Below are 23,119 nucleotides of genomic sequence, written 5' to 3'. Positions count from 1 at the left end.
GCTCGAGCGCGTGCGTCGTCTCATGGACACCCCTTCCGGCGGCGTCGGCGAGAAACGAGCGCCTAGTATGCGAGGGGGTGTGTTTTCCCCGATACCCGCCCCTACTCGGAGTAATGGAACTACAGGAACGGAGAGAGCGGCTCTCCGGAATCGAATCCGAACTCATCTCTTCGCACGGAACGCCGGCGTACGTCTTCTTCGAGGACGATATCAGGGAGAACTACCGAACGCTTCGTGGGGCGCTCGACGAGCAGTATCCGGACTCAGTCGTCCACTTCGCCGTGAAGGCGAACTACAACCCCGGGATCCTCTCGGTGCTTCGCGACGAGGGTTGTCACGCCGAGGCGTACGCCCGAGGCGAGGTATCGGCGGCGCTAACCGCCGGCTACGAGCCCGAGGAACTGCTGTTGACCGGCATGAACCGCCGCCCAGAGGATGTCGAGCGCGCGCTCTCGCTCGGCGTCGAGTACCTCCTCGTCGACAACGCGACGGAGCTCGAGCGATTGATCGAGGCCGCCGAGTCGACGGGAGCGCGGCCGAAGGTGCTCGTTCGCGGAAACCCCGCGATGGAGGTGCCGACTCACCCCGAGGTGGCGACGGCGACGCGGGAGACGAAGTTCGGTCTCGACACCGACTCCGGTCGGGCGATGGCGGTCGCCGAGCGGGCCGCGTCGGCGCCCGCGGTCGAACTCGCCGGCGTCCAGCTCCATATCGGCAGCCAGATCCGCGGCGTCGAACCGTACGCCGTCGCCGCCCGCGAGATGCTGTCGTTTGCGGCCGACATTCGGGACGAACTCGATGTCGAAATCGACGTGCTCGATCTGGGCGGCGGCTTTCCCGTTCCCTACGAAGGCCCGGTTCCCGACACCGAGGAGATCATCGCGGAGATCGCGACGACGGTTCGCGAGACCGCCGCCGAGTTCGATCTGTCGCTGCCGACGCTCTTTCTCGAGCCGGGTCGACGGCTCGTCGGCAACGCCGGCACCCTGGTGTCGACCGTCGGCGTCGTCAAGGAGACGCCGCACACGAACTTCGCGGTGCTCGACGCCGGCACGAACGCGGTGTCGTCGTACTGGCCGTACCCGATCTACGCCCTCGCGGACGGCGAACGCAGCGAACGCTACCACGTTGCGGGACCGCTCTGTTACTCCGGCGACGTCATCTCCGAGGACGTTTCGCTGCCACCGCTCGAGCGCGGCGATCTGCTCGCGGTCGACCGAATCGGGGCGTACTCGCTGGGCAGCGCTTCGCACACGAACGCCCAGCCGAAGCCGCCGGTGTTGCTCGCGCGGTCGAACGGCGACATCGACGTGATTCGCCGGCCCGAACGCGCGGAGGATGTCGTCGCCAACGCGGAGGTGCCGGATGACCTCCAGTGAGCGCCTCGCCGTGCAGCGAGCGAAAACGGCGTACGCGCCCGACGAGCGCGTGACCTGTCTCGAGGTCGACGTTGATACGCCGGAGCGTGGGACGAACGGGCCGGTCACCCTTTCTGGCACCGTCCAGACCGACCGCCTGCGCCGGGCCGTCGTTGACGCGGTCGAGCGAGCGAGTGTACACGAGGTTCAGGACGACCTCGCCGTGCTCGAGGCCGTTAATGAGCCGCGAACGACTGATCGTCGCGTGCTCTCGGTCCGCGGAGAACCGGACGAGGAGGCCGAACAGGTCACGGCGCTCCTGTACGGAGCCGCGGTGACTGCGTACGATGGGTGCGATGGGTGGCGGCGGATACGGACGCCCAGCGGCTACCTCGGTTGGGTCGATGGCGGCGCACTGACGTCCGTTACCGGATCCACGCGGGACGACTGGACCGCAGACGCGGCCGTCACCGCCGCACCGGCCGACGCGGTCGACGAGTCGGAACTCTCGGTGGAGACCGTTCCCGCCGGGGTCGACTGCCGGATCGAGTCGCGCGCCGACGAGGACGAGATTTCGGTCTCGTTCAGGTCCGGCGCTCGAGCGACGCTTCCCGCGTCGTGCGTTCGCGAGCGGAGACCGGTTGGAACCGGTGACGACGTCGTTTCCGTCGCCCGGCAGTTTCTCGAGACACCTTACGAGTGGGGCGGGATGACGGCCGAGGGGATCGACTGCTCCGGGCTGGTCTGGGTGTCCTACGCCGCCGCCGGCGTCTCGCTGCCGAGGGATGCAGACCAGCAGTCAACGATGGGGAGGGACGTCGACCGCGAGGAGCTCGCGCCCGGGGACCTCCTCTTTTTCCCCGGACACGTTGCGATCAGTCTCGGCGGGAGCGAGTACATCCACGCCTACGGGAGCGCTGACGCAGTGACGGTCAACAGCCTCGACCCGGACGACGAACGATACGTCGAATCGCTCGACGAATCGGTGACCGCGACGAAGCGACTGCTCCCGGAGGGTCGGCCGTGATCGTCGACCGCGTCGACGTCTATGAACTCGAGTTGCCGCTAACCGACAGCTTCGAGATCTCGCTGGGCTCGAAACACCGGGCGACGAACGTCCTCGTCGAACTCGAAACAGAGTCGGGCGTCGTCGGCTGGGGCGAAGGCGCACCGCTCGAGCCGATCACGGGCGAAACCGTCGAGAGCGCGGTTGCGTGTGCAAAGGCCGGGGCATCCATCCTCGAAGGGCGAGACCTGCGAGACCGTCGCGGCCTCGTCGCCGAACTCGATGCGGCGCTGCCGGGTGCCGTCTCCTCGCGATTCGCGCTTGAGACGGCGCTGTACGACGCCTACTGTCGTGAGCGGGGGATCGCCCTCGCGGAGTGTTTCGGCGGCAAACCAGAACCCGTTCGGACCGATCTGACGGTCTCGATCGTCGATCCAGAGACCGCTGCCGCGGAGACCAACGCGGCCCTCGAGGCGGGCTTCGACGAGATCAAGGTCAAAGTCGGCGGGAGCGTCGACTCGGACCTCGAGCGCGTCGCCGCGGTTCGGGACGCCGCGCCCGACGCCGAGATCAAAGTTGACGCGAACCAGGGCTGGACGCCGAAGGAGGCGATCCGATTCGCCCACGAGGCCGGGGACCGCGGGTTCGACCTCGAACTCCTCGAACAGCCCGTTCATCGGGACGACGTCGACGGACTGAGGCGAGTTACGGAGACCGTCCGGGTGCCGGTTGCCGCCGACGAGGCCGTCTTCACGCCCGCGGACGCGCATCGAATCGCGGCGGAGGGGGCCGCCGACGTCATTAACATCAAAGCCGCAAAATCGGGGCTGACCGACGGCGCGGCGATCGCCGAAATCGCTCGCGGCGCGAACCTCGAGGTGATGATCGGCTGCATGCTCGAGAGCGCCCTCGGCCTCCACGCCAGCGCCCACCTGGTCGCCGGACTCGGCGACTTCTCGTACGTCGACCTCGACGGCAACCTCTCGTTCGAACGGGGCATCGCCGACGTTCCGAAGGGGCCGACGCACGATCTCTCCGGCCCAGGCCACGGTATCGTCCCCGATCCTGCGGTCGTTCCCGACTCTCCCGCCGGCGATGACAGTTGACGATTCACACCGGGCCAAAATGAAGCGTGACGCCGACGATCCGACCACGACGCGCGTTCGCTCCCTGCTCGAGGAGGGACTCGAGCGCGAGTACTACACGGCGGCCGTCGCCGTCGCCGGCACTGCCGACGCCCATTCCGTTGAGGTGACAGTCGGGCAGCAGTCGCCGACCGACGAGACTCCCGTCGGACTCGAGACGCCGTTCGACGTCGCCTCGCTCACCAAACCGATCGTCACGACGACGATTCTCTTTCGACTGCTCGAGCGCGGCGCGCTAACGCTGACGGACGAACTCGGCGAGCACGTCCCCGCCCTCGAGCGCCGTCGCCGCGGCGAGATTCCGCTGTGGCGGCTGGTGACTCACACGTCCGGCTTGCAGCCGTACGCCTACTCCGACGAGTGGGACGGCGTCGACGACGCGCTCGCGGATCTATACGACCGACAGCTGTTCGACCGACGGATCGGCGACGGCTACGTTTACAGCTGTCTGAACTACGTCCACCTCGCCGAAGCGCTTCGACAGGTTTCCGGGCGCTCGCTCGCGGCCCTCGCCGAGGAACACGTCTTCGAGCCCGCCGGGATGGACGGATCATCGATCGGGCCGTACGACGATCCCGATCCGGGGGTCGTCGAGACCTACGAGCACGAGCGCGGTTTCGGCGCGTGTCGAAACGAAATCAACGATCCGATCGCGAACGCGATGAACGGCGAGAGCGGTAACGCCGGCCTGTTCGCGCCGGCTCGAGACGTCGCACGCTACGCCCAGACGTTGCTCGCAGATGCAGACGCCTCTGACTCGAGCCGACTGCTCGCCGCACCGACCGTCGACTGCCTGCCGGTTCGACGAAGCGGAACGGACACCGCCGCACAGGGGTACGGCTGGCGCGTCGCGACGGAGCTGATTCCGGCGCCGCAGTGGTCCAATCGGTCGATCGGCCACACGGGGTTTACAGGCACGTCGCTGTGGATCGACCTCGAGCGCGGTCGCTTCGCCTGTCTGCTCACGAACGCGGTGTACGAGCAGGTGCAGTTGTACCGGTTCCGACAGCGGTATCACTCGATCGTCGGGGCTGCTTGTGGCTGAGCAGGCCACGCTGCTGCGATACGGTTTGTTATGTGACAGTGTCCGAACATGCGTCTCGAGGTGTCCGCGTCCTCCGACGCTACAACCGCCGAATCGGACAGTGGCCGTCACAGGCTGTCCTCGTCACCGACGTGACCGCCGCTCGCGCTCTCGAATCGTGGGTCGAAGAGTGGGCGTCGATTTCCGTTGAGCAGAAAGGGCATTGCTCAACGGCTTACAGCTCTTCCTCGAAACGTGTCCGACGGCCGATGGTGAGGTCACGATGGGCGAAGAGATGGTTGACTTTTGTCACAGGGTGCCACAAAATCACACCATCTAACTTCTGCGATAAACACTGTCTCTTAGCTGAACCGCAATCTTAATACTAATAAACCATATATGGACAATCACGTGAGAGGTGAAATAATATTTGGACTGAGTATGGCTGTATTTGGAATTGTTATTATTAGTGATGTATTGTCTGCCTTAGACAGCGTTACTCACATTCTTGCGGGAGCAGGCTTTGTACTAGCAGGAGTGTTGTTTGCCGTAGTTCCTTATACAGAATTCGGTGATGTTTATACTGGTTCTGTCGTATGGTTAATCACATGGGAGGTAGTATGGTATTTTGGTGCAATTAGTATGTTTCTCGCCTCACTATTTTACATTATGAGTTTTCAGTGACGCTATGGATTTAAGATAGCTGATGGGATGAAAGACCGGGGTAGCAAAGGATGACAACTGACAGCAGAAATAGAACAGGAAACTTCACACTATCTATGGACGAATGTTGACCTCACACGGAATCTCGACGGTAATAAAGCAATTCGCGTGTATCTATATCTGGAGTTCTTGCCCCTCGCCGAGTGTCGCGTTGCTGATCGGCTCGATCTCCAACAAGTGCGCGACGAATCCGAGAACAATATCAGCGAGTTCACGCTGAACCGGATACCGGGACGGATGGGCAAAGACCTTTCACCGAAAGTGCACCTCTGCCCCGCCGTACACGCGTCTAAGCCTCGGTGAACTGGTCGTCTATCGTCCGTTTGGAACGGCGTCGATATCGGACTCTTGTGGGGGCATCAACTTCGAAGCGCGCGAGTCACGATCCGTCAACTGTCGTCGGCGGTCCCGACCTATCTTCCAAGGTGCTGGTTTTTACCGGGTGAGGGGAGTTCACCGCTGCATGATAGAATACGATACGGTAGTTCGGAACGCTCGAGTGATCGACGGGACGGGCGCACCGTGGTTCGACGGCGACGTTGCCATCAGCGACGGCCGGATCGCCGCCGTCGGGGACGTCACGGGGTCGGGCGGAACCGAACTCGACGCCGACGGCGCCGTCGTCGCACCCGGTTTTATCGACATACACACGCACTCGGATTTCACGCTCCCCGCGAATCGGGATGCCCACAGCAAGGTCAGACAGGGCGTGACCCTCGAGATCGTCGGCAACTGCGGGACGAGCGCCGCACCGCGGTACGGGGAGGGCGCCGAGGACGTCGACGAGGGCTTCGCCTACCGGGGCGTCGGGGAGGTCGTCGACACGAGCGCCTGGGAATCGATGGGTGACTACCTCGACCACCTCGAGGGCGCGGACGCTGGCGGCGTCTCGCTCAACGTCGGCTCGTTGATCGGGCACGAAAACGCACGAATCCCCGTCCTCGGCTACGAAGACCGCGAACCGACGGCCGACGAACTCGAGGAAATGAAAGCGATCGTCGACGAGGCGCTTTCGGACGGTGCGGTCGGGCTCTCGACGGGGCTGATCTACACCCCCGGCGCGTTCGCGGACACCGAAGAACTCGTCGCGCTGGCGGAGGTCGTCGCGGACCACGACAAGCTATACGCAACTCACATGCGAAGCGAAGGCGACGAGATCTTCGAGGCGCTCGAGGAGGCGATCGAGATCGGCGACCGGGCGGACGTGCCGGTGCAGGTTTCCCATCACAAGGCCGTCGGCCGGGACAACTGGGGGAAAGTCAAGTACACCCTCGAGCGAATGCGACGCGCCCGCGACCGCGACGGCGTCGAGATCCAGTGTGAGCAGTACCCCTACACCGCGTCGTCGACCAGCCTCGGCGCGCGCCTGCCGACGTGGGCCCGCGAGGGCGGAACCGACGCGATACTCGACCGACTGACGGACGAGGAGACGCGAGCGGAGATCCGGGATGAACTCGAGGCCAACACCGACTCGTGGGACGATATCCTCATTACCAACGTTCGGACGTCCGACCTCGAGGCCGTTCAGGGGCAGACGATCGCCGAACTCGCCGAGCGGGACGGCGAGTCCCGGTCTCCCGCCGAGATCGTCATCGACCTGCTAATCGAAGACCGGGTTCGGCCGAGACACATTCACTTCTGCATGCGCGATTCGGATGTCGAGGAGGTCATGGCCCACGAACTCACGATGATCGGCAGCGACGGGAACTCGCTGCGACCGACGGGTCCCCTCGGCGACGGCGTCCCCCACCCGCGAAGTTACGGGACGTTCCCCCGCGTTCTCGGCCACTACGTCCGCGAACGCGGCGTCGTCTCGCTCGAAACGGCTGTCTACAAGATGACGGGGCAACCGGCGGCCCGGCTGGGACTCGAGGATCGCGGCGTCCTCAAAGAGGGGCTCTGGGCGGATCTTACCGTGTTCGATCCCGAGACCGTCGGGCAGGGCGGTTCGTTCGTCGATCCGGCCGTCTATCCCGACGGTATCCATCACGTGCTAGTCAACGGCGAGTTCGTCGTCCGAAGCGGCGAGCACACCGGCGCGCGCCCCGGCGTCGCGATTCGGTAACGCGTCGGTCTTCCGTCTATTTTCCCCTGCAACACGGTGGACGCGTCGCGTTTCGAGTCGTATCAGCCCCGATCGCTGCTGCTGTCGTGAGCGCTGAATCGACCCCCTCCACGTGACATCCACTCACTCGTGCTTTGATATATGAGAACGGGTGACAGTAGTAGTGCACCGTATTGCGCTCATCGACCGCCGTCTCGAGTATCTGGTTGTGGTCGGTCAAACTGGTTATACGGTGCTGTGACCGCCGATTTGGTCGAAGATTCGTGATGTCCATTCGGCGAGACCGGTGCCGAACTCGGGTTGGACGTTCTAACATTTTGTCGGATGAGACGGTGGCACTTCTTCGGATATTCCGTATAACGTGTATGATCATCTATTACCATCGGCCAGACGGTGATTCTGATGGACGATTTTCCACAATTCGTTACAGACATACGAATGTAATTTCCCCGCTGGGCAGTAGCGTGTTTGTAACTATCAAACACCGGCCGCCGACTGAGCACTGGAGAGTTGTACGTTACCGTCCGTCGTCAGTCGTTCGCTCGAATAAAACTGATCGCAGCGAGCGTCGACGACCCAAATATGTAGCGAAGCACCCGTTTTGGCGTCGACTCGGAACCGTCGCTCGATCAATACGCTGGCCATTCGGGTTCGAAACGGAGCTCGATTAGGGGGGTCTCTTTTCGGAACACGTTTGATATTTACAAATGTTTAAGTTCAGCGTGACGTATTCTCATCTATGACCACCGATCCCGAGGGGGAAGCCGAGCCGAGACGGATCAAATCAGTGGGAACGGCTTCCGACATCGTCGATGTCATCAAACGGCTGCAAGGCGGGACGCTCGCCGAAATCTCGGCCGAGATCGATCTGACGAAAGGGACCGTCTACACCTATTTGCAGACGCTCGTCGACAGCGGATTCGTGACGAAACGCGACGGGGAGTATCGGCTCAGCTTTCGGTTTATCGCCCTCGGTGAGCACGTCCGGAACGAAACAGGTCTGTACGTGGCCGGTCACGACGTGATCGACGACCTCGCGGATCGAACCGGCGAGTACGTCCACCTGATCGCCGAGGAGCGAAACCGGATCGCGGTGCTCTACGAGAGCCACGGAGACCGCGCCGTCGCGAAGGACTACCATCTCCGCATGCGCGAGACGCCGCAGTACTTCCACGACACCGCTGCCGGCAAGGCGATCCTCGCACACCTCCCGTCGGACCGGCGCGACGCGATTCTCGAAGCACACGACTTCGAAGGACAGACGAAAAACACGATCACGGACGCACCCACGCTTCGCGAGACGCTCGCAGAGATTCGGGACCGAGGGTACGCGCTCAACGACGAGGAGGAAATCCGCGGCATGCGCGCCGTCGGTGCCCCTGTCATCGACTCGCACGAGACCGTCGTCGGCGCAGTGAGCGTGACGGCGCCCACGAGCAGGCTCTCTGACGACCGATTTCGTTCGGAGATGCCGAAACGCGTCATCGAGGCCGCGAATCTGATCGAAGTGACCCTCGAGACCGCTCAGATAGGCCGGTGAGTGACCGCTCGTAGGGACCGTGTCACCGTCTCGGCTCTCTCCGAGGGACCCTATTCACGAAGGCAATTGCTTAAGTGCAGTGACGGTCAGGAACTCATATGGACCGCGAGACGGCAGAGCCGACCGTAGAGCAACTTCCAGGGCCCGTCGCGTCCGAGTTGATCGAGTATCACCACCAGGCTGCAGCGAAGACGACGTACGTCTACGATTTCGTCTGGGACATCACTGCGGACGCGGAAGGCCCCTTCTGTACGGACGCCGACGGCAACGTCTTGCTCGACTTCACGAGCCACGTCGCCGCCGCACCGCTCGGGTACAACAACCCGTTACTGATGGACAAACTCCGCGAGTTCGACCTCGTCGACCCCCTGAAAATCGCCGGTCAGGACTTCTACATCAGCACCGGCGGCCCGCCGGAGGAGAGCGAACTGCCGGGGCCCGCCCACCTCATGAACACGCTGACCGACATCACCAGTCAGTACGACATGGACACCGTGTTCCTCTCGAACTCCGGCGCGGAAGCCGTCGAGAACGCGATGAAGATCTGTTACGACCACTGCGAGCAGCCGAAGTACGGACTGACGTTCGAGGGGGCCTTCCACGGCCGAACGCTCGGCGCCCTCTCGCTGAATCGCTCGAAGTCGGTCCACCGCCGCGACTTTCCCGAACTCAGTGGCATTCACGACGTGCCCCACGACCTCGCCGGCGTGGAACGCCTCCGTGAGAAACTTCATCCCAAACACGGCCACATCCCCGCGGAGCAGGTCGCGTTCCTGATTCTCGAGCCCGTACAGGGCGAGGGCGGCTACCGGGTTCCCAGTGCCGAGTTCATGGCCGCCGTCGACGAGCTCTGTACCGAGTACGACATTCCGTTGATCGCCGACGAGATCCAGAGCGGCGTTGGCCGGACCGGGGAGATGTGGGCTTCGGACCACTACGCGTTCGATCCCGACATCATCACGTCGGCCAAGGCCCTCCGCGTCGGCGCGACGATCGGTCGCTCGGAACTCTTCCCTGACGAAACCGCCCGGATCTCTTCGACGTGGGGTGCCGGGGACATCATCGCGTCCATGCAGGGGGCCCTGACGCTTGCCGCGATCGAGGACCACGACCTGATGGCCAACGCGGAGCAAAAAGGCGGGGCTCTCCTCGAGCGACTCACCGCCGTGCAAGACGAGTACGACGCCGTCGTCGAGGACGTGCGCGGGCTCGGTCTCATGGCCGCGATCGAGTTCGACACCGCGGAGAATCGCGACGACGTGATGGAGGCGGCACTCCAGCGCGGCCTGCTCACGCTCGGCTGCGGGCAGAAGTCGCTTCGACTACTTCCGCCGCTCGACGTCAAAGACCGCGAACTCGCCATCGCCGGTGACCTCTTGGAGGAGTCGATCGCCACTGTCGCGCCGGTCGCATCGGCAAACACGGGACAGTATGCGAACTAGCGAGGTATTGGCTCCAAACTAAACACGACCGCTGATACCGACTCGGTCACTGTGGAACGTGTCGAACGACCAGGAATACGATCGTAGTCGAAGGGGTTCGAATCTCCTCGATACCGACGACCTACCGCATCTGAATACTATTTTTCTAAGTGATGTTTATGCCGAACGAGCTCCAACACTCAGTCAATAACTGGAACTAGCGCCGCAAATCAAATCTCGCCATCAGCAGTTCAAACATTACGTTAATAACGAGATATAGTGTCACTTATGCCCGCCTATTCTCGAATATTGGGTGTTTGTGCCTTCCGATGTCGATAGAAAATCTCATTTAAGAAAACTGGATGTATTCGCGGAAACTGTTATGTGGAATACCCGGAATTGAGCGTGTTATAGCACCTCTAACAACGACAAATACTGTGATTCACCGGACGGTGATCACCTGTTTGCGAGTTCTTCTACGTCAAAAAATACGGGGTGGAGAACGTAACGAGATACACTCACAAAAATACAAAACGAAGAATTACCCTGTCCACATACCATTTTGGTGTGCTGTCGAGCTTTCCGTGTTTTGGGCCGTGCGTCGAGGCGTTTCAGTAACCGAATGCTCGATAATTCAGTCGAAAGAACGCGGATGTAGGTCCGTCCTCCAACAGGATCAGTGGGTTCAGTCCGCTGGACGTACTCGAGCCGGTCGAACGAGACCGTGTCCAGCGATACGAGCCGATGGAACTAGCGTGAAGGCTAGTTGTGAAGTCCCATCGCGGAGATCTGTTCCTGGTATCGGTTCCGGATCGTCACTTCGGTCACCTGCGCGACGTCGGCGACCTCTCGCTGGGTCTTCTTCTCGTTGCACAGGAGCGCACTTGCGTAAATCGCCGCCGCGGCGTAGCCGGTCGGCGACTTACCGGAGAGCATTCCTTTCTCGGCGGTGGTATCGATGATCTCGTTGGCCTTCGCCTGTACCTCTTCGGAGAGGCTCAGCTCGGAACAGAAGCGGGGCACGTACTTTTTCGGGTCGACCGGCTCCATCTCGAGGCTGAGTTCTTGCGAGATATACCGATACGTGCGCCCGATCTCCATCCGTTCGACCCGCGAGACCGCGGCCACTTCGTCCAGCGACCGCGGGATCCCCTCCATTCGGCAGGCGGCGTACAGGGTACTCGTGGCGACGCCCTCGATCGAGCGCCCGCGAATGAGGTCCTCGTCGAGCGCGCGCCGGTAGAGGACGCTCGCGACTTCCCGGACCGATCGCGGAACGCCCAGCGCGGACGCCATCCGATCGGTTTCGGAGAGCGCGAACTGGAGGTTCCGCTCGCCGGCGTCTTTCGTTCGAATTCGTTCCTGCCACTTCCGCAGCCGGTTCATCTGGCTCCGTTTGTCCGAGGAGAGAGACCGGCCGTAGGCGTCTTTGTTCTTCCAGTCGATCGTGGTGGTCAACCCCTTGTCGTGCATCGTCTGGGTTGTCGGGGCCCCCACGCGAGATTTGCTGTCTCGTTCCGACTGGTCGAACGCACGCCATTCCGGCCCGCGGTCGATGGTCTCTTCCTCGAGGATCAACCCACAGTCTTCACAGCTCACTTCGCTCTCGTCGGCGCTTCTGACCAGCGAACTCGAGTCACACTCGGGACAGGTCTGAACGCCTTCTTGCTCAGTTGTCTCGTCGGCCGTCTGTTCATCGCGCTCGTCTTCGCGAGTTAGGCGTTCCATCAGTCATTCATACAGAATTGCCAGAGAAGGTTAAACGCTGTGAGCGCTCTCTGTCAATTCGACTGTCATCATGGGGGGCACCAACTGGTCAAAATAGGCTAGTAGCGGTCGCGTTGCTCCAATAGGAACGAGTGATCGACGCCTCTATCTATTGATTTCCCGCCTGTCGCCGTTCCTCGAGCACGAGTTCGGCAACCCGTTCCGGATTCTCGTTCGCGAGTCGAAGCACTGCGTCGTGTATCTCTCGAGTTTCTTCATCGAGAATCTCCGCTCCGGCGAGCGTCGGGACGATCGTCGTTCGAATCTGATTTTCGAACTCGTTTACCGTCTCGGTGCGCGCGTAGAACGGTTTCTGCTGTACTTCGCTGTACTCGAATGCTGGCCCGACTTCTGCGGGCGTCAGCGGTGTCTCGGATCGGTCGTCCGCCTCGTCTCGATCCGCTGCAGAATTCGTGCCCGATTCGCCGTCCGTACTTTCGGTGGCCGACTCTTCCGCCGACGGTTCGTCGTCAGACTGTTCCGGTTCCGACCCCGATTCCGGTTCGGTTTTGGAGTTAGTCTTATCTTCTGACTCTACCGGCTCCCCGTCGTCCGCTTTGAGATCGTCGAACGGATTGCTCATCGCTCGATCCCTCCGGCCGCGACGATCTCGGCGAGTTCCTCGTAGTATGGGATCTGATCGCTTTCGGGATCGTAATCCTGCAGCGGTTGGTTGTGCTGGAGCGACCGCGAAAGCGCAGACCGGTGGCGAATCCCCGGTTTCGGTGGCGTCATCTCACCGGCGTCGATCGCGTCGAACTCCTCGGCCGTGATCCGAGCGAAGTTCGGCACCGCTTCCTGCAGCGGTTGTCCGGAGTTTACTTCGTAGGTGGCCTTGTTCAGGTTCTCGAGCAACTCTCGGTCCTCGGTCTGTTGATCGATCCGATCCGAGAGCTTGTTTGGTACGACCGCGAGGACGTCGACGTCGATGTACTCCCGGGCCGGCTCGATCAGCCGCTCCATAGTTCGCTTGTAGCCGCCGATCGCACTCGAGCCCGGTTCGATCGGGATGACGACGTTCCCTGTCGCGACCAGTGCGTTGTTGTTGAGCATCCCCGGATACGCCGGACAGTCGAAGACCACGTACTCGTACTCGGTCCCGAGCAGCGGATCGACGATCTTCGATTTGATTCGTGCCGAACCCTGCATCGCGCCCGCGAGGTCCTTTTCGACGTCCTCGAGCGTATCCGAGGACGGAAGCAGATCGAACCCGTGCTCGGTCGATCGGATGAGATCCTGGGGCGTCGCGTCGCCCTCGAGGATGACATCGCCGAGATTGATGTCGCCTTGATAGGCGTCTCCGAAGCCGAGGCCGTTCGTCGCGTGCCCGTTCGGATCGAGGTCGGCGTAGAGCGTTTTGCCGTGCTCTGCGAGCTGGCGCGCGAGGTTCATCGAAGTCGTTGATTTGCCGACACCACCTTTCAGGATGACCACGCTCACGGCGCGTGGTTCAGTTGTTGTTTGCATTGATAGAATCACCCGTTTGTGCGGTACGGTAGGTGCCTATTGTTCCGGCACCTTCTATTTCAGCCATTACTGACCTCATCTAATTCTATCTTCTTAGTGTTACCTACTGAGGGCCCAATAGGTGGGGTAGTTGCAATAGGTGAAATGCCTGTAATAGGTCAAGTACCTATTGTAGGTGTTGGACCTATTGTACCTATTGGTGCTGCTGTGCCTGCCCAACCGATTAACTCTACTCCGCCTATCTTGCCTGCTCTAGGTAAGCCATTGGTGGCAGTATCGTCGTCTATTGGGGGTTTTGGAGATACTCTACCTCGTTTAGCTATTTTCCCTATTTTGAATAGTGTACCTATTATATCTATTCCATCTATTCTACCTATTGACGCTGATTAGGCCCAGAATCCATCTACCTATTGCAAATAGTGTACCTATTGTACCTATTATCTCACCGGGGCGTGACGTTTTTCGACCGTCAGAATTGAATAAGGCGGTTGCAATTCCACTCGAAAACTGTCGACGAAACCCGTTGCTGGGCCGAAGAGATTGAGTCAGCGAAGTCGGTAGCTTCCCTCTTCGCCTATAACGGCGTTTCAGCGATTTGGAACTAGATACCAGCGGATGAGCGAAGTGATCGAACTCAGCCGTGCTTCGTACTGTTCCGGAACTGGCGGCCAGCGACTCGCGCTTTATCGGTGCCTGCCAGAGTGGCCTACTGGTCGTCCACCGCCTCTGGTTGAGAACACGGAATACCGTAGTAGTTGACATTCGCCTGCATCTGAATATGCAGGAAGATGTCAATGAGCACGAACCTAGACTCTCCCGCACCGACTGCACAGACGATCCAAACACTCGCCGACGAACTCGAGGCGCTTCGCGAACGCGTCGAGACCCTCGAAGAAACCCAAACGCCCATCGAGGCACGCCTGGACGCTCACGAGAAGAAACTCAACGCGAACAAAGACCGCGTCGGCGAACTCTAGGCACGCGAACTCGAGAAGGGGGCGCACCTCCTCGAGGATCACGTCGACGAAGGCGAGGTCGACGTCGTAGATGGCCGCCTCGAGCGCATCCGCAAAGACGACGGCCAGCGCTACTTCCGACTCCCAGAGAGTGACGATCGACGCGTTGCTCGAGTTCTCGAAGAGGCGGCAGCGAAAGAACGGTCTCGAGTTCCGGGAGTGACTCTCCCTTAGTCTGTGATATATCGAAGACTGGTGCTGGCCGAAAGCCGACAAGCCCCTTGTTCCACTCGTCGGGTTCTGTTTCGTCGTATTCGCAGTCACTCCGTTCGTGGTACGACGACGAGTTCCCACACTTGGGGCACTTCTTCGCGATGATCGGTGCCCAGATCCAGATCGCCTTCTCGCCTTTGCTCACGCATCGATCGAACTCGTTCTGCCACGTTCTGTAGCCAGCAACTCGAGTCGCGTGTGGGCACTGGCGTTGGATCAACAGGGTATTTCGAGGAGAGTAGTCGTGGAACTCGCTCTGGACGTCGAGTCACTCTTTGAATTGCTTACTCGAGACGGCGTCGTCGACCTTACAGACGAGGTCCTCGAGCCACGTGTCGATCATACTGAACATCTCGTCGTGCCGGGTATCCGAACCGTGGAACGTTTCCCGACTGGTGCTGCTCGTAGCCATGTTCATTTCAGATCCCTCGAGTCAAACTCGAGAAGACCGCTGCCCACCAGCGGGTCCCAAAAAAACCGGTGTGCGGTCGGTGTCGAAGTTCTGACCGAGTCTGACGGTTAACAAGGTGTTTTATAATACGGTCTCCATCAAAAGCATAGCCTGTCTTCGATGGACTGGTCCTCCCAGTGTTGTACTCCTTAGTCTGGGTGTCCGTCTCCCCCAAGAGGCTTGTTCTCAAGGGGTGTTCGTTCCGTAGTCATGGATTCAGACAACGGTTTTGGTCATAAACAACTTCGCTCACAACTTAGCTGGTGGGTTTTCGGGCTCGTTCTTGCACTCATCCTGGTGTACGCACTTCGTGGATATCTCGGCTGGATCGTCTTCGGTGTGTTTCTCTATTTTGTGGCCCGGCCAGTGGCACGACACCTCCGCCAACGCGGGTTTTCAGAGAGCACGGCTGCAGTCATCACTCTTGGACTCGTTATTCTGCCGTTTGTCGGTATCCTCATCGTCCTCGCGTCCATCGCTATTGTACAACTTGCAACCCTCGAGGCAACTGATTTCGAGCTAATCGCCGAAACGTTGTTTCCTGACGGAATCCCAGACACGGTGCCAACAACTGAGGAGGAGGTTTACCCCTTTGTGGAAGGTCTTGCCACCGACCCAACTTTCGGATCGGTAATCGAGTGGGGTGGTGACGTACTGAGTGCGTTCGTCACAGCAGCATACAACATATTCATCACGCTTCTTTTTGTGTTCTTCCTCGTTCGTGATGAGCAGCGACTCGCGGAGTGGTTTCGGGTCGAGATTATCGGTGAGAGAGCCCGTGTTGACGAGTTCGCCCGAGCGATTGACAAGGGACTCAGTTCTGTCTTTTTTGGCTATACGCTGACAATTCTTGCAATCATGGTACTCGCTGCGATCATCTACACGCTTCTCAACGCGATTGCGCCAGCTGGAGTTGCAATCCCACAAGTACTATTGCTAGCCATAATCACCGGCCTTGCATCAGTTATTCCACTCATTGGTCGGAACATTGTGTATGCAGCTATCGTTGTCTATCTCGCGGTACTGGCCATTCAGACCAATCTGATCTCATTGTGGTTTCCTGTCGCGTTTTACGTCGTTATGGGTGTCCTCTTCGACGGTGTCATCCGAACCTACATCCGACCATCGCTCTCAGGCCGAATGTTTCCGACAGGCCTCGTCATCTTCGCGTACATCCTCGGGCCGGTCGTTTTCGGCTGGTATGGTATCTTTCTTGGACCGCTTTTGATGGTCGTTGCGTCACTGTTCGTGCAAATGGAGTTACCCCGACTGCTCCACGGCGACGCAAACTGACCGTCCAGAATTCGCAGATTCAGCGAAAGCCCGGCAGCGAATCGGCTCTCGGCCGTGAGCAGCCCGGAACGTGGAGGTGGGTGGGGAGGCGGGTAGTGGGTGATCGGGTATCAACAAAAAAGAGACCTCTTTCAGTTACACCCACCACTGACCGCGCTCTGGGAACACGATCCCCGACCATCGAGTCAGCGCGATCGAACATCGGCCATTGTACCAGTTCTTCGCAGCCGCCCTGAACCGCACCAACTCACCTTCTTTTGCCTTCGTTTGTCTGCTTGCCGCCCAAATCGTGAACTTCGTCCGCCCAGTCTCATCTTCGAGTAACCCTACCTGTTGCATACTCGTACACGAGGGCTCCCACAGTTCGATCACGCGCCCTTCCACACTGACCTCGCCTCTCCTAATCGACTCGAGTCTCCCAATCGGCACAATCGTTCCTGCCTCATGCTGCATCTCTTCTTCCGTATCTGTCACCGCCTCGAACATCGCTTCACCCTCGAGAACCCGACTCGCGATCCGATTCGCGATGACCGATCGTGTGTACCCACCGTTGACGTCCTCTGCCAACCGCTGTGCCTGCCGGTTGATCTGCCCCAACTCCGCCCGCTCAAGTTCCTCTCGAGGATCGACTTCCTTGACCGGCCGCTGACTCCGCCGCTCCTGTTCAACCACCGCTCTCGTTCGCTCTGCCCGTCCCTCTTGTCGACCGAATGCCGCCTGTGTACTGATTCGCTCGAGTTCTTCCTCTCTCGCCTGAATGCGCTCTTCCTGGGCCAGCGTCACGCCGTAGATCCGATCGCCGCTCGTGTCGACGACCCCGTCTGGGTGGTTCGAATCCACCTTTGCCTGGATCTCCATCTCAACCGTCGCACGGAACTTCGGGGTCTCGTCGACACGTTGCATCGAGATCCGGATCTGATGCTCTGGACGAGATCGTGACAATCTGTTCACGAGCTCTGTTCGAAGTTCTTCCCGACCGAGTGTCTCGGTATGCCATCCAACTCGAGCATCGTAGTGATGCTTCGAGAAGACCTCTCCTCGAGGGTTATCAAAGGAGACGAGGTTCGAAGGACTATCCGCGGCTCATCCAAGATGACCACTGAGTACTCTATACGTACACTTTTGTAATTCGTGAAACAATCGCCGTGCATGGCCGAGGATCAGGGGTGGATCGTCGCTGAAATCGCCGATGACGGCGATCCAGATGCTGTGATGGAGAACATGGTCGACGAACGCTATCCGGATCGGTTCACGAGCCAACACCAGGGATCGTCGGTCGTAATCTACGACGACAACGTAACGACGTCGATCCCTGTTGAGAAGGTGTTAGAATCGATCTGTGGCCACCTCGACCGAGTCGTTATCGTCGAATCGATCGAAGGTGGAGAGGGGCAGACGAGGAGCAGTTACTACGAAGTTGAGAACGATCAGCTCGGAGAGCCAGTCGACGAACTGTCGACTATCTCTCGGTGGTTCGTCGAGTCACACTTCGACTACTACGCAATTCACTACGGTATCGATGGTGCAATCTGACTCGGACCCAACGATCGACGAGCTGTGTGGCCGCCTCGCGGAGGCTGACCCAGATGCCGAGCCCGCCATGATGGGCCACATATCGCGGTTGGTTCTCGACAACCCGGCGGAGTGGCCCATGATGGACCCGACCGCTCAGAGCGTGGAAATCCTACAGTCGTATCTCGACCACGACGATCCCGAACTCCGGAGCGGGGTCGCCTTCGTGCTCAGTACGATTCTTGCGGGGGCAATCAAACCGGATCCAGAAGACATCGTGGACAAATCGGCCGTGAGTGCCCAGTTGCTCGACCTGATCGACGACGACAGTCCTCGGGTGCGCCAGGTGATCGTCTCGACCGGACTCCTCGATGGCATCGTCGGCCAGGTACTCGACGATGACTCGTTTCCGCCATCCTCGACCGACGACGAACGTATCCCCCCGAAACCCATCTCGTGGATAGCGATGGCCCTGGTCGAACACCTGCACGATCCATCACCAATCGTCCGCAAACGAGTCGCCTTCCATCTCGAATCACACGCCGTCGAACTGATCACGGAGCATCCGGATGCCAGCGCTGCAATCGACACGGTCATCGACACCTTCGAAGACGATCTCGACGCACTTGCGCCGAATCGTGATGCGGCGGCGCCTCGATACGCGGCGGTCCGTATCCTCTGTGACGTGGCCGCGGATTCTCCGGACCTGCTGGTCGATCACGTCGACCGCCTCGACGGGTACCTCGACGCCGATGACGACGAGATTCGAATCGGGGTGGCGAGAACGCTCGGGTGGCTGATACACGCTGATCACCTCGATCGAACGGACGTCGCCGAGCGCGTGGTCGATCGGCTCGCTTCCCAGGGCCGTTCCTTACGCGACGACGCAGATCTGCTCGTGTCGGCTGCACTGGCCGCCGGCGAAGGGTCTGGTAAGCCTGAAGCGGTTCTCACAACACTACTCCAGGTCCAAAGTCCAGACCACCGAAGCACGGGCGCCGACACGCTGGCTCGGTACGTTCGCCAGAGCGATCGATCCTTTGAGCCACACTTCGAAGCGATAGCCGAATACTCCGAAACACAGCCGTTTACTGAGCGCAGCGAGGATCCGCTCGTCACGCTGGCTGCGAACTATCCGGAGTTCGTGGCGGACTGTCTGATCGACTGGCACGAATCGGTCTTCGACGGTTCCGCCTACAGAACGATCGACGACGACTTGCTGGTCGGGATTTGTGACCGGAGCCCGACGGCGATCGAGGAGTTCCTCCCCTACGCCGTCGAGACGGCTAGCCCGGAGTTCGATCACGAGCGGTCGAACCGCCACCACGTCAGTCCATCGGTGCAGACGCTGAACGCCCTGGCAAAGCGCCGACCGGAAGTGATTGTGGATGCCGTGTCGGACCTGTTGGCAGCACGCGGACGGTCGGCCCCTCTGGATGACCAGGTTTCTGGCCTGGTGGAAGCGGTGGCCGACATCGGACCCTCCGTCACCGACGAAACCGTAGCCGCGCTCGAGGAGACGCTCCGGTCGATCGAGGGGAACCTGGGCGCTGCTCGAGCACTGGCCGCGCTCTACGAGGCAGGACACGACGCCGTGACCGACGACTACGAGATTTTCGTCGATCCGTACCGCGAGGGAGCCCTCGATGGCTCGTCGAAAGGCGGGAAGTATGCCCTGCCACCCGTCGCGGCGGCGGATCCGGCATTCGTTTCGGAAGTGCTGTACGATATCTTCGGTCACTGGGCGGAAATTGACGAGGATCGAGGCCCAACGAGAACCCTCGCGGCCGTCGCCGATGCCGAACTGGCCGCTGCCAGGTCGGTTCTCGACGACCTGGTTGCAGTGACGTTGTCCGACAAGCCGGCGGACGAGCGGATCGAGAACCTATCCGATGACCAGCTCTTCGACCTCGTCAAGTTCTACATTTCAAAAGAGCCACCGAACGGTCCGGAGTTCTTCGAACGGTTTCTCGAGGCGCTCGTCCCGATCGTCGAGCATGGATCGACGGTCGGCAAAATTACCGACGAGGTCTCGGGGGGTGCCGAGATCCCTGGTCGCTTCGATCCCGAGGACATTGTCGACCTGATCGACACCGAAACGAGCTTGACACCGGAGACGATCGAACCGAAGCTCGCAACGTTCGTCGACACGGTCATCGAGTCATTACTATCGCCGCAACCGTCGGCGATGGATCTCCACCTCGATATCGCGAGAACGATCGGATCCGGTCATCCCGTGGTATTCGAACCCCACGTGCAGAGGCTGCTCGACGCTGCCGAGGCTGCGGATGATCGTCAGCAGGCCGATCTCGTTGGATACATGCTCTGTGAGTTAGGTGAGGAGACACCCGATACTATCGAGGAGAATCTCGGCCGGCTGTCAGACCTCGCTGCCGACGGCGACGTCGCCCCCAGTTCGATCGCAGCTGGCACACTCGGTAAATTGCTCGAGGAACGTCCTGAACGCGCTGACACCGTGGCCGGATCGCTCGGCGCTGCCCTCCCGAACGTCTATCTCTGGGCGTGTCGACAGGCTGCGATAGCCCTCGAGGCCGCGGCTGAGGAAGATCCACAGACGGTTCGCGACGCGGTTCCCGATCTTGTGGCGCTTCTGGTTGCGTTCGACGGTGTGCCAGATGGCTCTCACTTTGTGACCAGACATGAGATCAGGGACTACGTCAGATACACGTTCATGGCGTTGGAGGCAGTCGCTGAGTCAGAGCCCGAACCAGTACTGGCAGCGTTCGAATCACACGGTGGTATTGAGTCAGTAGAGATACCGGGCTGGTCAAATCGGCTCTCAGACCTCAAAGCGACGCTTGAAGCTTGAGTGGTCGAGGAATACTCCCGGCAGGGCGTCTGGATGAAGGTTAACAAGGACGACTTCTGCAAAACACTACGTTCACTACGGAGGTCAGCTTCGCCGCTTACCCTGGTCTTGGAGTTCGACGATTTTCTTGTCCTTGTCTTCCGGAAGGACTTCGGCGAAGTACGTGTCACTGTCGAGCTCCTCGGAGACGGCGCGGGCGATGTCTTCCGTATCGCCGGTGAGCATTGCGACCTCGACACCCATCTCGTGGAGCGCGTCGATCGCCTCGAAACTTTCATCCTGGATCACGTCCGCGAGTGCGACTGCGCCCACGGCTTCGCCGTTTCGAAGCAGGTAGACGACTCCCTGGCCGGGTTCGCCGGCCTCGTCCGCGAACGCTTTGAGGTTGGCGTCCGGTTCAATATCAAGGTAGCGTAGCAAGTTGGGTCCACCGACGTGAACCGTCTCGCCGTCTTGCACGCTATTCCCGTCCACGCCGGGAGTCGCCGCTGCTTCGACTTCAACGGTCGCGCGGACCCCGCGGCCTTCGAGCGCCTCGAATTCGCGCACACCTGGAACGGAAAGCCCTCGCTCATCGGCCTCCTCACGGATCGCCTCCGCAATCATGTGTTCGGAATCGCCTTCGGCAGCAGCCATCACTGCCAATAACTCGTCCTCATTCCAGTCGTCGGTCGTGGTGACATCGACGACTCCCTGCTCACCTTTCGTGAGGGTACCCGTCTTGTCGAAGACGATCGTATCGAGGTTGCGCGCCTCCTCCATGGCGATCCGATCGCGGATCAGCATGCCGTTTTGCGCGGCCATCGTCGTGTTGATGGCGACAACCAGCGGGACGGCGAGTCCCAGGGCATGTGGGCACGCGATCACGAGTACAGTGACGACCCGTTCCACGACTGTCAACCCAAATTCGGCAGCGACAGTCCACACGACGGCAGTGACAGCCGCGACGGCAATCGCGGCGTAGAACAGCCAGCCCGCGGCCCGATCGGCGAGCACTTGTGTCCGGGAGCGGCTCTGCTGGGCCTCCTCGACCAGCCGCATGATGCCCGACAGCGTCGTCTCCTCGCCCGTCGCCGTGACGCGAACGCGGAGACTCCCCGTCGCGGTTGGTCGTCCCGCCGATCACCTCGTCGCCCGGTTCCTTCTTGGTCGGTCGGGACTCGCCGGTGATCATCGCTTCGACGACGTTCGACTCGCCCTCCTCGACGACGCCATCGGCGGGAACGTTAGCCCCGGGTCGTACGAGCACGAGGTCGTCTTCCGTGAGTTCGTCAACGCGAACTTCTTCGACCTCAACGTCCTCAACGATGCGTTCGGCTGTGTCCGGCATCAACTCGGCTAACTCGTCGAGCGCACCCGAGGCACGCCGGACGCTACGCATCTCGATCCAGTGGCCGAGTAAGAAGATGACGACCAGCGTCACGAGTTCCCAGAAGAACGGCTCACCGATCCCGAACGCGACCGCGGCGACGCTGTAGACGAACGCGACGGTGATAGCGAGCGAGATCAACAGCATCATTCCCGGTTCACGGTTCTGGGCTTCGACTGCTCCCATCCGCAGGAACGGAATCCCACCGTAGAGGAAGACGATAGTACCAAGAACCGGCCCGACGAACTCGCTTCCGGGGAACGTTATGGCAGCGTAGCCGAACCACTCCTGGAGCATCGGGCTGTAGTACAGCACCGGAAACGAGAGCACGAGGCAAACGAAAAAGCGCTGCTTGAACATCTCCTCGTGACCGGCGTGATCGACGTGCGTCCCATGATCTTGGTCGGCGTGATCTTCATGTGTGTGGTCTGGCGGCTCGTGAGCGTGTTCCGTGTGTTCTTCCTCCCGAGGTTCGTGTCGAACCGATGGCTCTTCAGAACGTTCGGCTCTCTCAGCGGTTAGCCCACAGACTCGACAGCACGGGCAATCACGGTCGGTCGGCTTTTTATCCCGTGTTTGCTCTTCGTGGACGTGATGCGAATCAGGTGTATCCACGGAATCGTATTGTGACATGGGTAGTGCCTCCGTTGCAGTCGTTCTCCGGGTTTATCGAGTCTTTCACTGAAGAGACGTCTGCGAAGAACGAATGGAGTGATTCGGTGACAGCTGCTGCTCTTGTTGTTCGTCACACAGGATACTAATTATACAAAGCAAGGAGAATACCTGCGGCTTTAGCCGCAGGATGAATCCGACAACACAAACACAATCCACGCTTCGATGGCCAGTTCGAGATTTCTGATCCGTATTTTCAAGTGGCAGACCATCCTATGTAGAAGGAGGAATCAGGCTAGAACAGAGT

General features: G+C 60.3%; 15 protein-coding genes and 3 pseudogenes. 12 read left to right on the top strand and 6 right to left on the bottom strand.

The window, feature by feature from the left end:
- Window positions 1-113 precede the first annotated feature (113 nt).
- The 8 genes from lysA (at window position 114) to NATTI_RS0122060 (ending at window position 10,303) form a co-directional block, all read left to right on the top strand.
- Window positions 114-1,379 carry a diaminopimelate decarboxylase gene (lysA, locus tag NATTI_RS0122100; protein ID WP_006091141.1) on the top strand — a complete coding sequence of 422 codons (1,266 nt, stop codon included), beginning with the start codon at window positions 114-116 and terminating at the stop codon, window positions 1,377-1,379.
- A complete protein-coding gene (locus NATTI_RS0122095) occupies window positions 1,366-2,385 on the top strand; it encodes an NlpC/P60 family protein (RefSeq protein WP_006091140.1) in 1,020 nt (339 codons plus the stop codon). Before lysA ends, NATTI_RS0122095 begins: the two co-directional genes overlap by 14 nt.
- Window positions 2,382-3,470, top strand: a complete 1,089-nt coding sequence (locus NATTI_RS0122090; RefSeq protein ID WP_006091139.1) for a dipeptide epimerase — start codon at window positions 2,382-2,384, stop codon at window positions 3,468-3,470. The genes NATTI_RS0122095 and NATTI_RS0122090 overlap by 4 nt, the downstream gene beginning before the upstream one ends.
- A 19-nt stretch (window positions 3,471-3,489) precedes the next feature.
- A complete protein-coding gene (locus NATTI_RS0122085; protein ID WP_006091138.1) occupies window positions 3,490-4,554 on the top strand; it encodes a serine hydrolase domain-containing protein in 1,065 nt (354 codons plus the stop codon).
- A 390-nt stretch (window positions 4,555-4,944) separates the two neighbouring features.
- Window positions 4,945-5,217 carry a hypothetical protein gene (locus NATTI_RS26270; protein WP_211215158.1) on the top strand — a complete coding sequence of 91 codons (273 nt, stop codon included), beginning with the start codon at window positions 4,945-4,947 and terminating at the stop codon, window positions 5,215-5,217.
- A 502-nt stretch (window positions 5,218-5,719) separates the two neighbouring features.
- Window positions 5,720-7,321 carry an N-acyl-D-amino-acid deacylase family protein gene (locus tag NATTI_RS0122075; protein ID WP_027119264.1) on the top strand — a complete coding sequence of 534 codons (1,602 nt, stop codon included), beginning with the start codon at window positions 5,720-5,722 and terminating at the stop codon, window positions 7,319-7,321.
- Window positions 7,322-8,060: 739 nt separating this feature from the next.
- Complete coding sequence (locus NATTI_RS0122065) at window positions 8,061-8,861, top strand: IclR family transcriptional regulator (protein ID WP_006091136.1); 801 nt, start codon at window positions 8,061-8,063, stop codon at window positions 8,859-8,861.
- A gap of 98 nt (window positions 8,862-8,959) precedes the next feature.
- Window positions 8,960-10,303, top strand: a complete 1,344-nt coding sequence (locus NATTI_RS0122060; protein WP_006091135.1) for a class-III pyridoxal-phosphate-dependent aminotransferase — start codon at window positions 8,960-8,962, stop codon at window positions 10,301-10,303.
- Between the two features lie 741 nt (window positions 10,304-11,044).
- Here NATTI_RS0122060 and NATTI_RS0122055 read toward each other — a convergent pair.
- The 3 genes from NATTI_RS0122055 to NATTI_RS0122045 all read right to left on the bottom strand — a co-directional run bounded on the left by NATTI_RS0122055 (window position 11,045) and on the right by NATTI_RS0122045 (window position 13,516).
- A complete protein-coding gene (locus NATTI_RS0122055) occupies window positions 11,045-12,010 on the bottom strand; it encodes a transcription initiation factor IIB (RefSeq protein ID WP_006091134.1) in 966 nt (321 codons plus the stop codon).
- Window positions 12,011-12,158: 148 nt separating this feature from the next.
- The gene (locus tag NATTI_RS0122050; RefSeq protein ID WP_006091133.1) at window positions 12,159-12,632 is read right to left on the bottom strand and encodes a hypothetical protein; all 474 of its coding nucleotides are present in this window, start codon (window positions 12,630-12,632) and stop codon (window positions 12,159-12,161) included.
- The gene (locus NATTI_RS0122045) at window positions 12,629-13,516 is read right to left on the bottom strand and encodes a ParA family protein (RefSeq protein ID WP_027119263.1); all 888 of its coding nucleotides are present in this window, start codon (window positions 13,514-13,516) and stop codon (window positions 12,629-12,631) included. The genes NATTI_RS0122050 and NATTI_RS0122045 overlap by 4 nt, the downstream gene beginning before the upstream one ends.
- Before the next feature lie 794 nt (window positions 13,517-14,310).
- On the opposite strand from NATTI_RS0122045, the pseudogene NATTI_RS25785 reads away from it, so the two are divergent.
- Window positions 14,311-14,631 (top strand): annotated as a pseudogene (locus NATTI_RS25785) (hypothetical protein); the annotation flags it as partial.
- Window positions 14,632-14,674: 43 nt separating this feature from the next.
- On the opposite strand, the pseudogene NATTI_RS27180 reads toward NATTI_RS25785, so the two are convergent.
- A pseudogene (locus NATTI_RS27180) lies at window positions 14,675-15,157 on the bottom strand (ArdC-like ssDNA-binding domain-containing protein); the annotation flags it as partial.
- A 249-nt stretch (window positions 15,158-15,406) separates the two neighbouring features.
- On the opposite strand from NATTI_RS27180, the gene NATTI_RS0122025 reads away from it, so the two are divergent.
- Window positions 15,407-16,489 carry an AI-2E family transporter gene (locus NATTI_RS0122025; RefSeq protein WP_006091128.1) on the top strand — a complete coding sequence of 361 codons (1,083 nt, stop codon included), beginning with the start codon at window positions 15,407-15,409 and terminating at the stop codon, window positions 16,487-16,489.
- A gap of 135 nt (window positions 16,490-16,624) precedes the next feature.
- On the opposite strand, the gene NATTI_RS0122020 is transcribed toward NATTI_RS0122025, so the two are convergent.
- Window positions 16,625-17,392, bottom strand: a complete 768-nt coding sequence (locus NATTI_RS0122020) for a hypothetical protein (protein ID WP_006091127.1) — start codon at window positions 17,390-17,392, stop codon at window positions 16,625-16,627.
- Between the two features lie 246 nt (window positions 17,393-17,638).
- On the opposite strand from NATTI_RS0122020, the gene NATTI_RS0122010 reads away from it, so the two are divergent.
- Window positions 17,639-18,022: a hypothetical protein gene (locus NATTI_RS0122010; RefSeq protein WP_006091125.1), complete on the top strand. Its 384-nt coding sequence runs from the start codon at window positions 17,639-17,641 to the stop codon at window positions 18,020-18,022.
- Window positions 18,009-20,831, top strand: a complete 2,823-nt coding sequence (locus NATTI_RS0122005) for a hypothetical protein (RefSeq protein WP_006091124.1) — start codon at window positions 18,009-18,011, stop codon at window positions 20,829-20,831. The genes NATTI_RS0122010 and NATTI_RS0122005 overlap by 14 nt, the downstream gene beginning before the upstream one ends.
- Window positions 20,832-20,927: 96 nt before the next feature.
- Here the strand turns inward: NATTI_RS0122005 and NATTI_RS0122000 are convergent.
- Window positions 20,928-22,833, bottom strand: a pseudogene (locus tag NATTI_RS0122000) (heavy metal translocating P-type ATPase); the annotation flags it as partial.
- Window positions 22,834-23,119: the final 286 nt, after the last annotated feature.

This window comes from Natronorubrum tibetense GA33, assembly GCF_000383975.1.
GTDB lineage: Archaea > Halobacteriota > Halobacteria > Halobacteriales > Natrialbaceae > Natronorubrum > Natronorubrum tibetense.
The sequence above is the reverse complement of the archived record's forward strand: the minus strand, read 5'-3'. Positions and strand labels throughout refer to the sequence as shown.

What these genes read in the sequence shown, in the direction of transcription:
- NATTI_RS0122050 (WP_006091133.1), bottom strand. Translation starts at nt 12,632, where the DNA reads ATGAGCAATCCGTTCGACGATCTCAAAGCGGACGACGGGGAGCCGGTA.
- NATTI_RS0122010 (WP_006091125.1), top strand. Translation starts at nt 17,639, where the DNA reads ATGGCCGAGGATCAGGGGTGGATCGTCGCTGAAATCGCCGATGACGGC.
- NATTI_RS0122025 (WP_006091128.1), top strand. Translation starts at nt 15,407, where the DNA reads ATGGATTCAGACAACGGTTTTGGTCATAAACAACTTCGCTCACAACTT.
- NATTI_RS0122060 (WP_006091135.1), top strand. Translation starts at nt 8,960, where the DNA reads ATGGACCGCGAGACGGCAGAGCCGACCGTAGAGCAACTTCCAGGGCCC.
- NATTI_RS0122095 (WP_006091140.1), top strand. Translation starts at nt 1,366, where the DNA reads ATGACCTCCAGTGAGCGCCTCGCCGTGCAGCGAGCGAAAACGGCGTAC.
- NATTI_RS0122020 (WP_006091127.1), bottom strand. Translation starts at nt 17,392, where the DNA reads ATGCAACGTGTCGACGAGACCCCGAAGTTCCGTGCGACGGTTGAGATG.
- NATTI_RS0122085 (WP_006091138.1), top strand. Translation starts at nt 3,490, where the DNA reads ATGAAGCGTGACGCCGACGATCCGACCACGACGCGCGTTCGCTCCCTG.
- NATTI_RS0122065 (WP_006091136.1), top strand. Translation starts at nt 8,061, where the DNA reads ATGACCACCGATCCCGAGGGGGAAGCCGAGCCGAGACGGATCAAATCA.
- NATTI_RS0122005 (WP_006091124.1), top strand. Translation starts at nt 18,009, where the DNA reads ATGGTGCAATCTGACTCGGACCCAACGATCGACGAGCTGTGTGGCCGC.
- NATTI_RS0122045 (WP_027119263.1), bottom strand. Translation starts at nt 13,516, where the DNA reads ATGCAAACAACAACTGAACCACGCGCCGTGAGCGTGGTCATCCTGAAA.
- lysA (WP_006091141.1), top strand. Translation starts at nt 114, where the DNA reads ATGGAACTACAGGAACGGAGAGAGCGGCTCTCCGGAATCGAATCCGAA.
- NATTI_RS0122055 (WP_006091134.1), bottom strand. Translation starts at nt 12,010, where the DNA reads ATGGAACGCCTAACTCGCGAAGACGAGCGCGATGAACAGACGGCCGAC.
- NATTI_RS0122075 (WP_027119264.1), top strand. Translation starts at nt 5,720, where the DNA reads ATGATAGAATACGATACGGTAGTTCGGAACGCTCGAGTGATCGACGGG.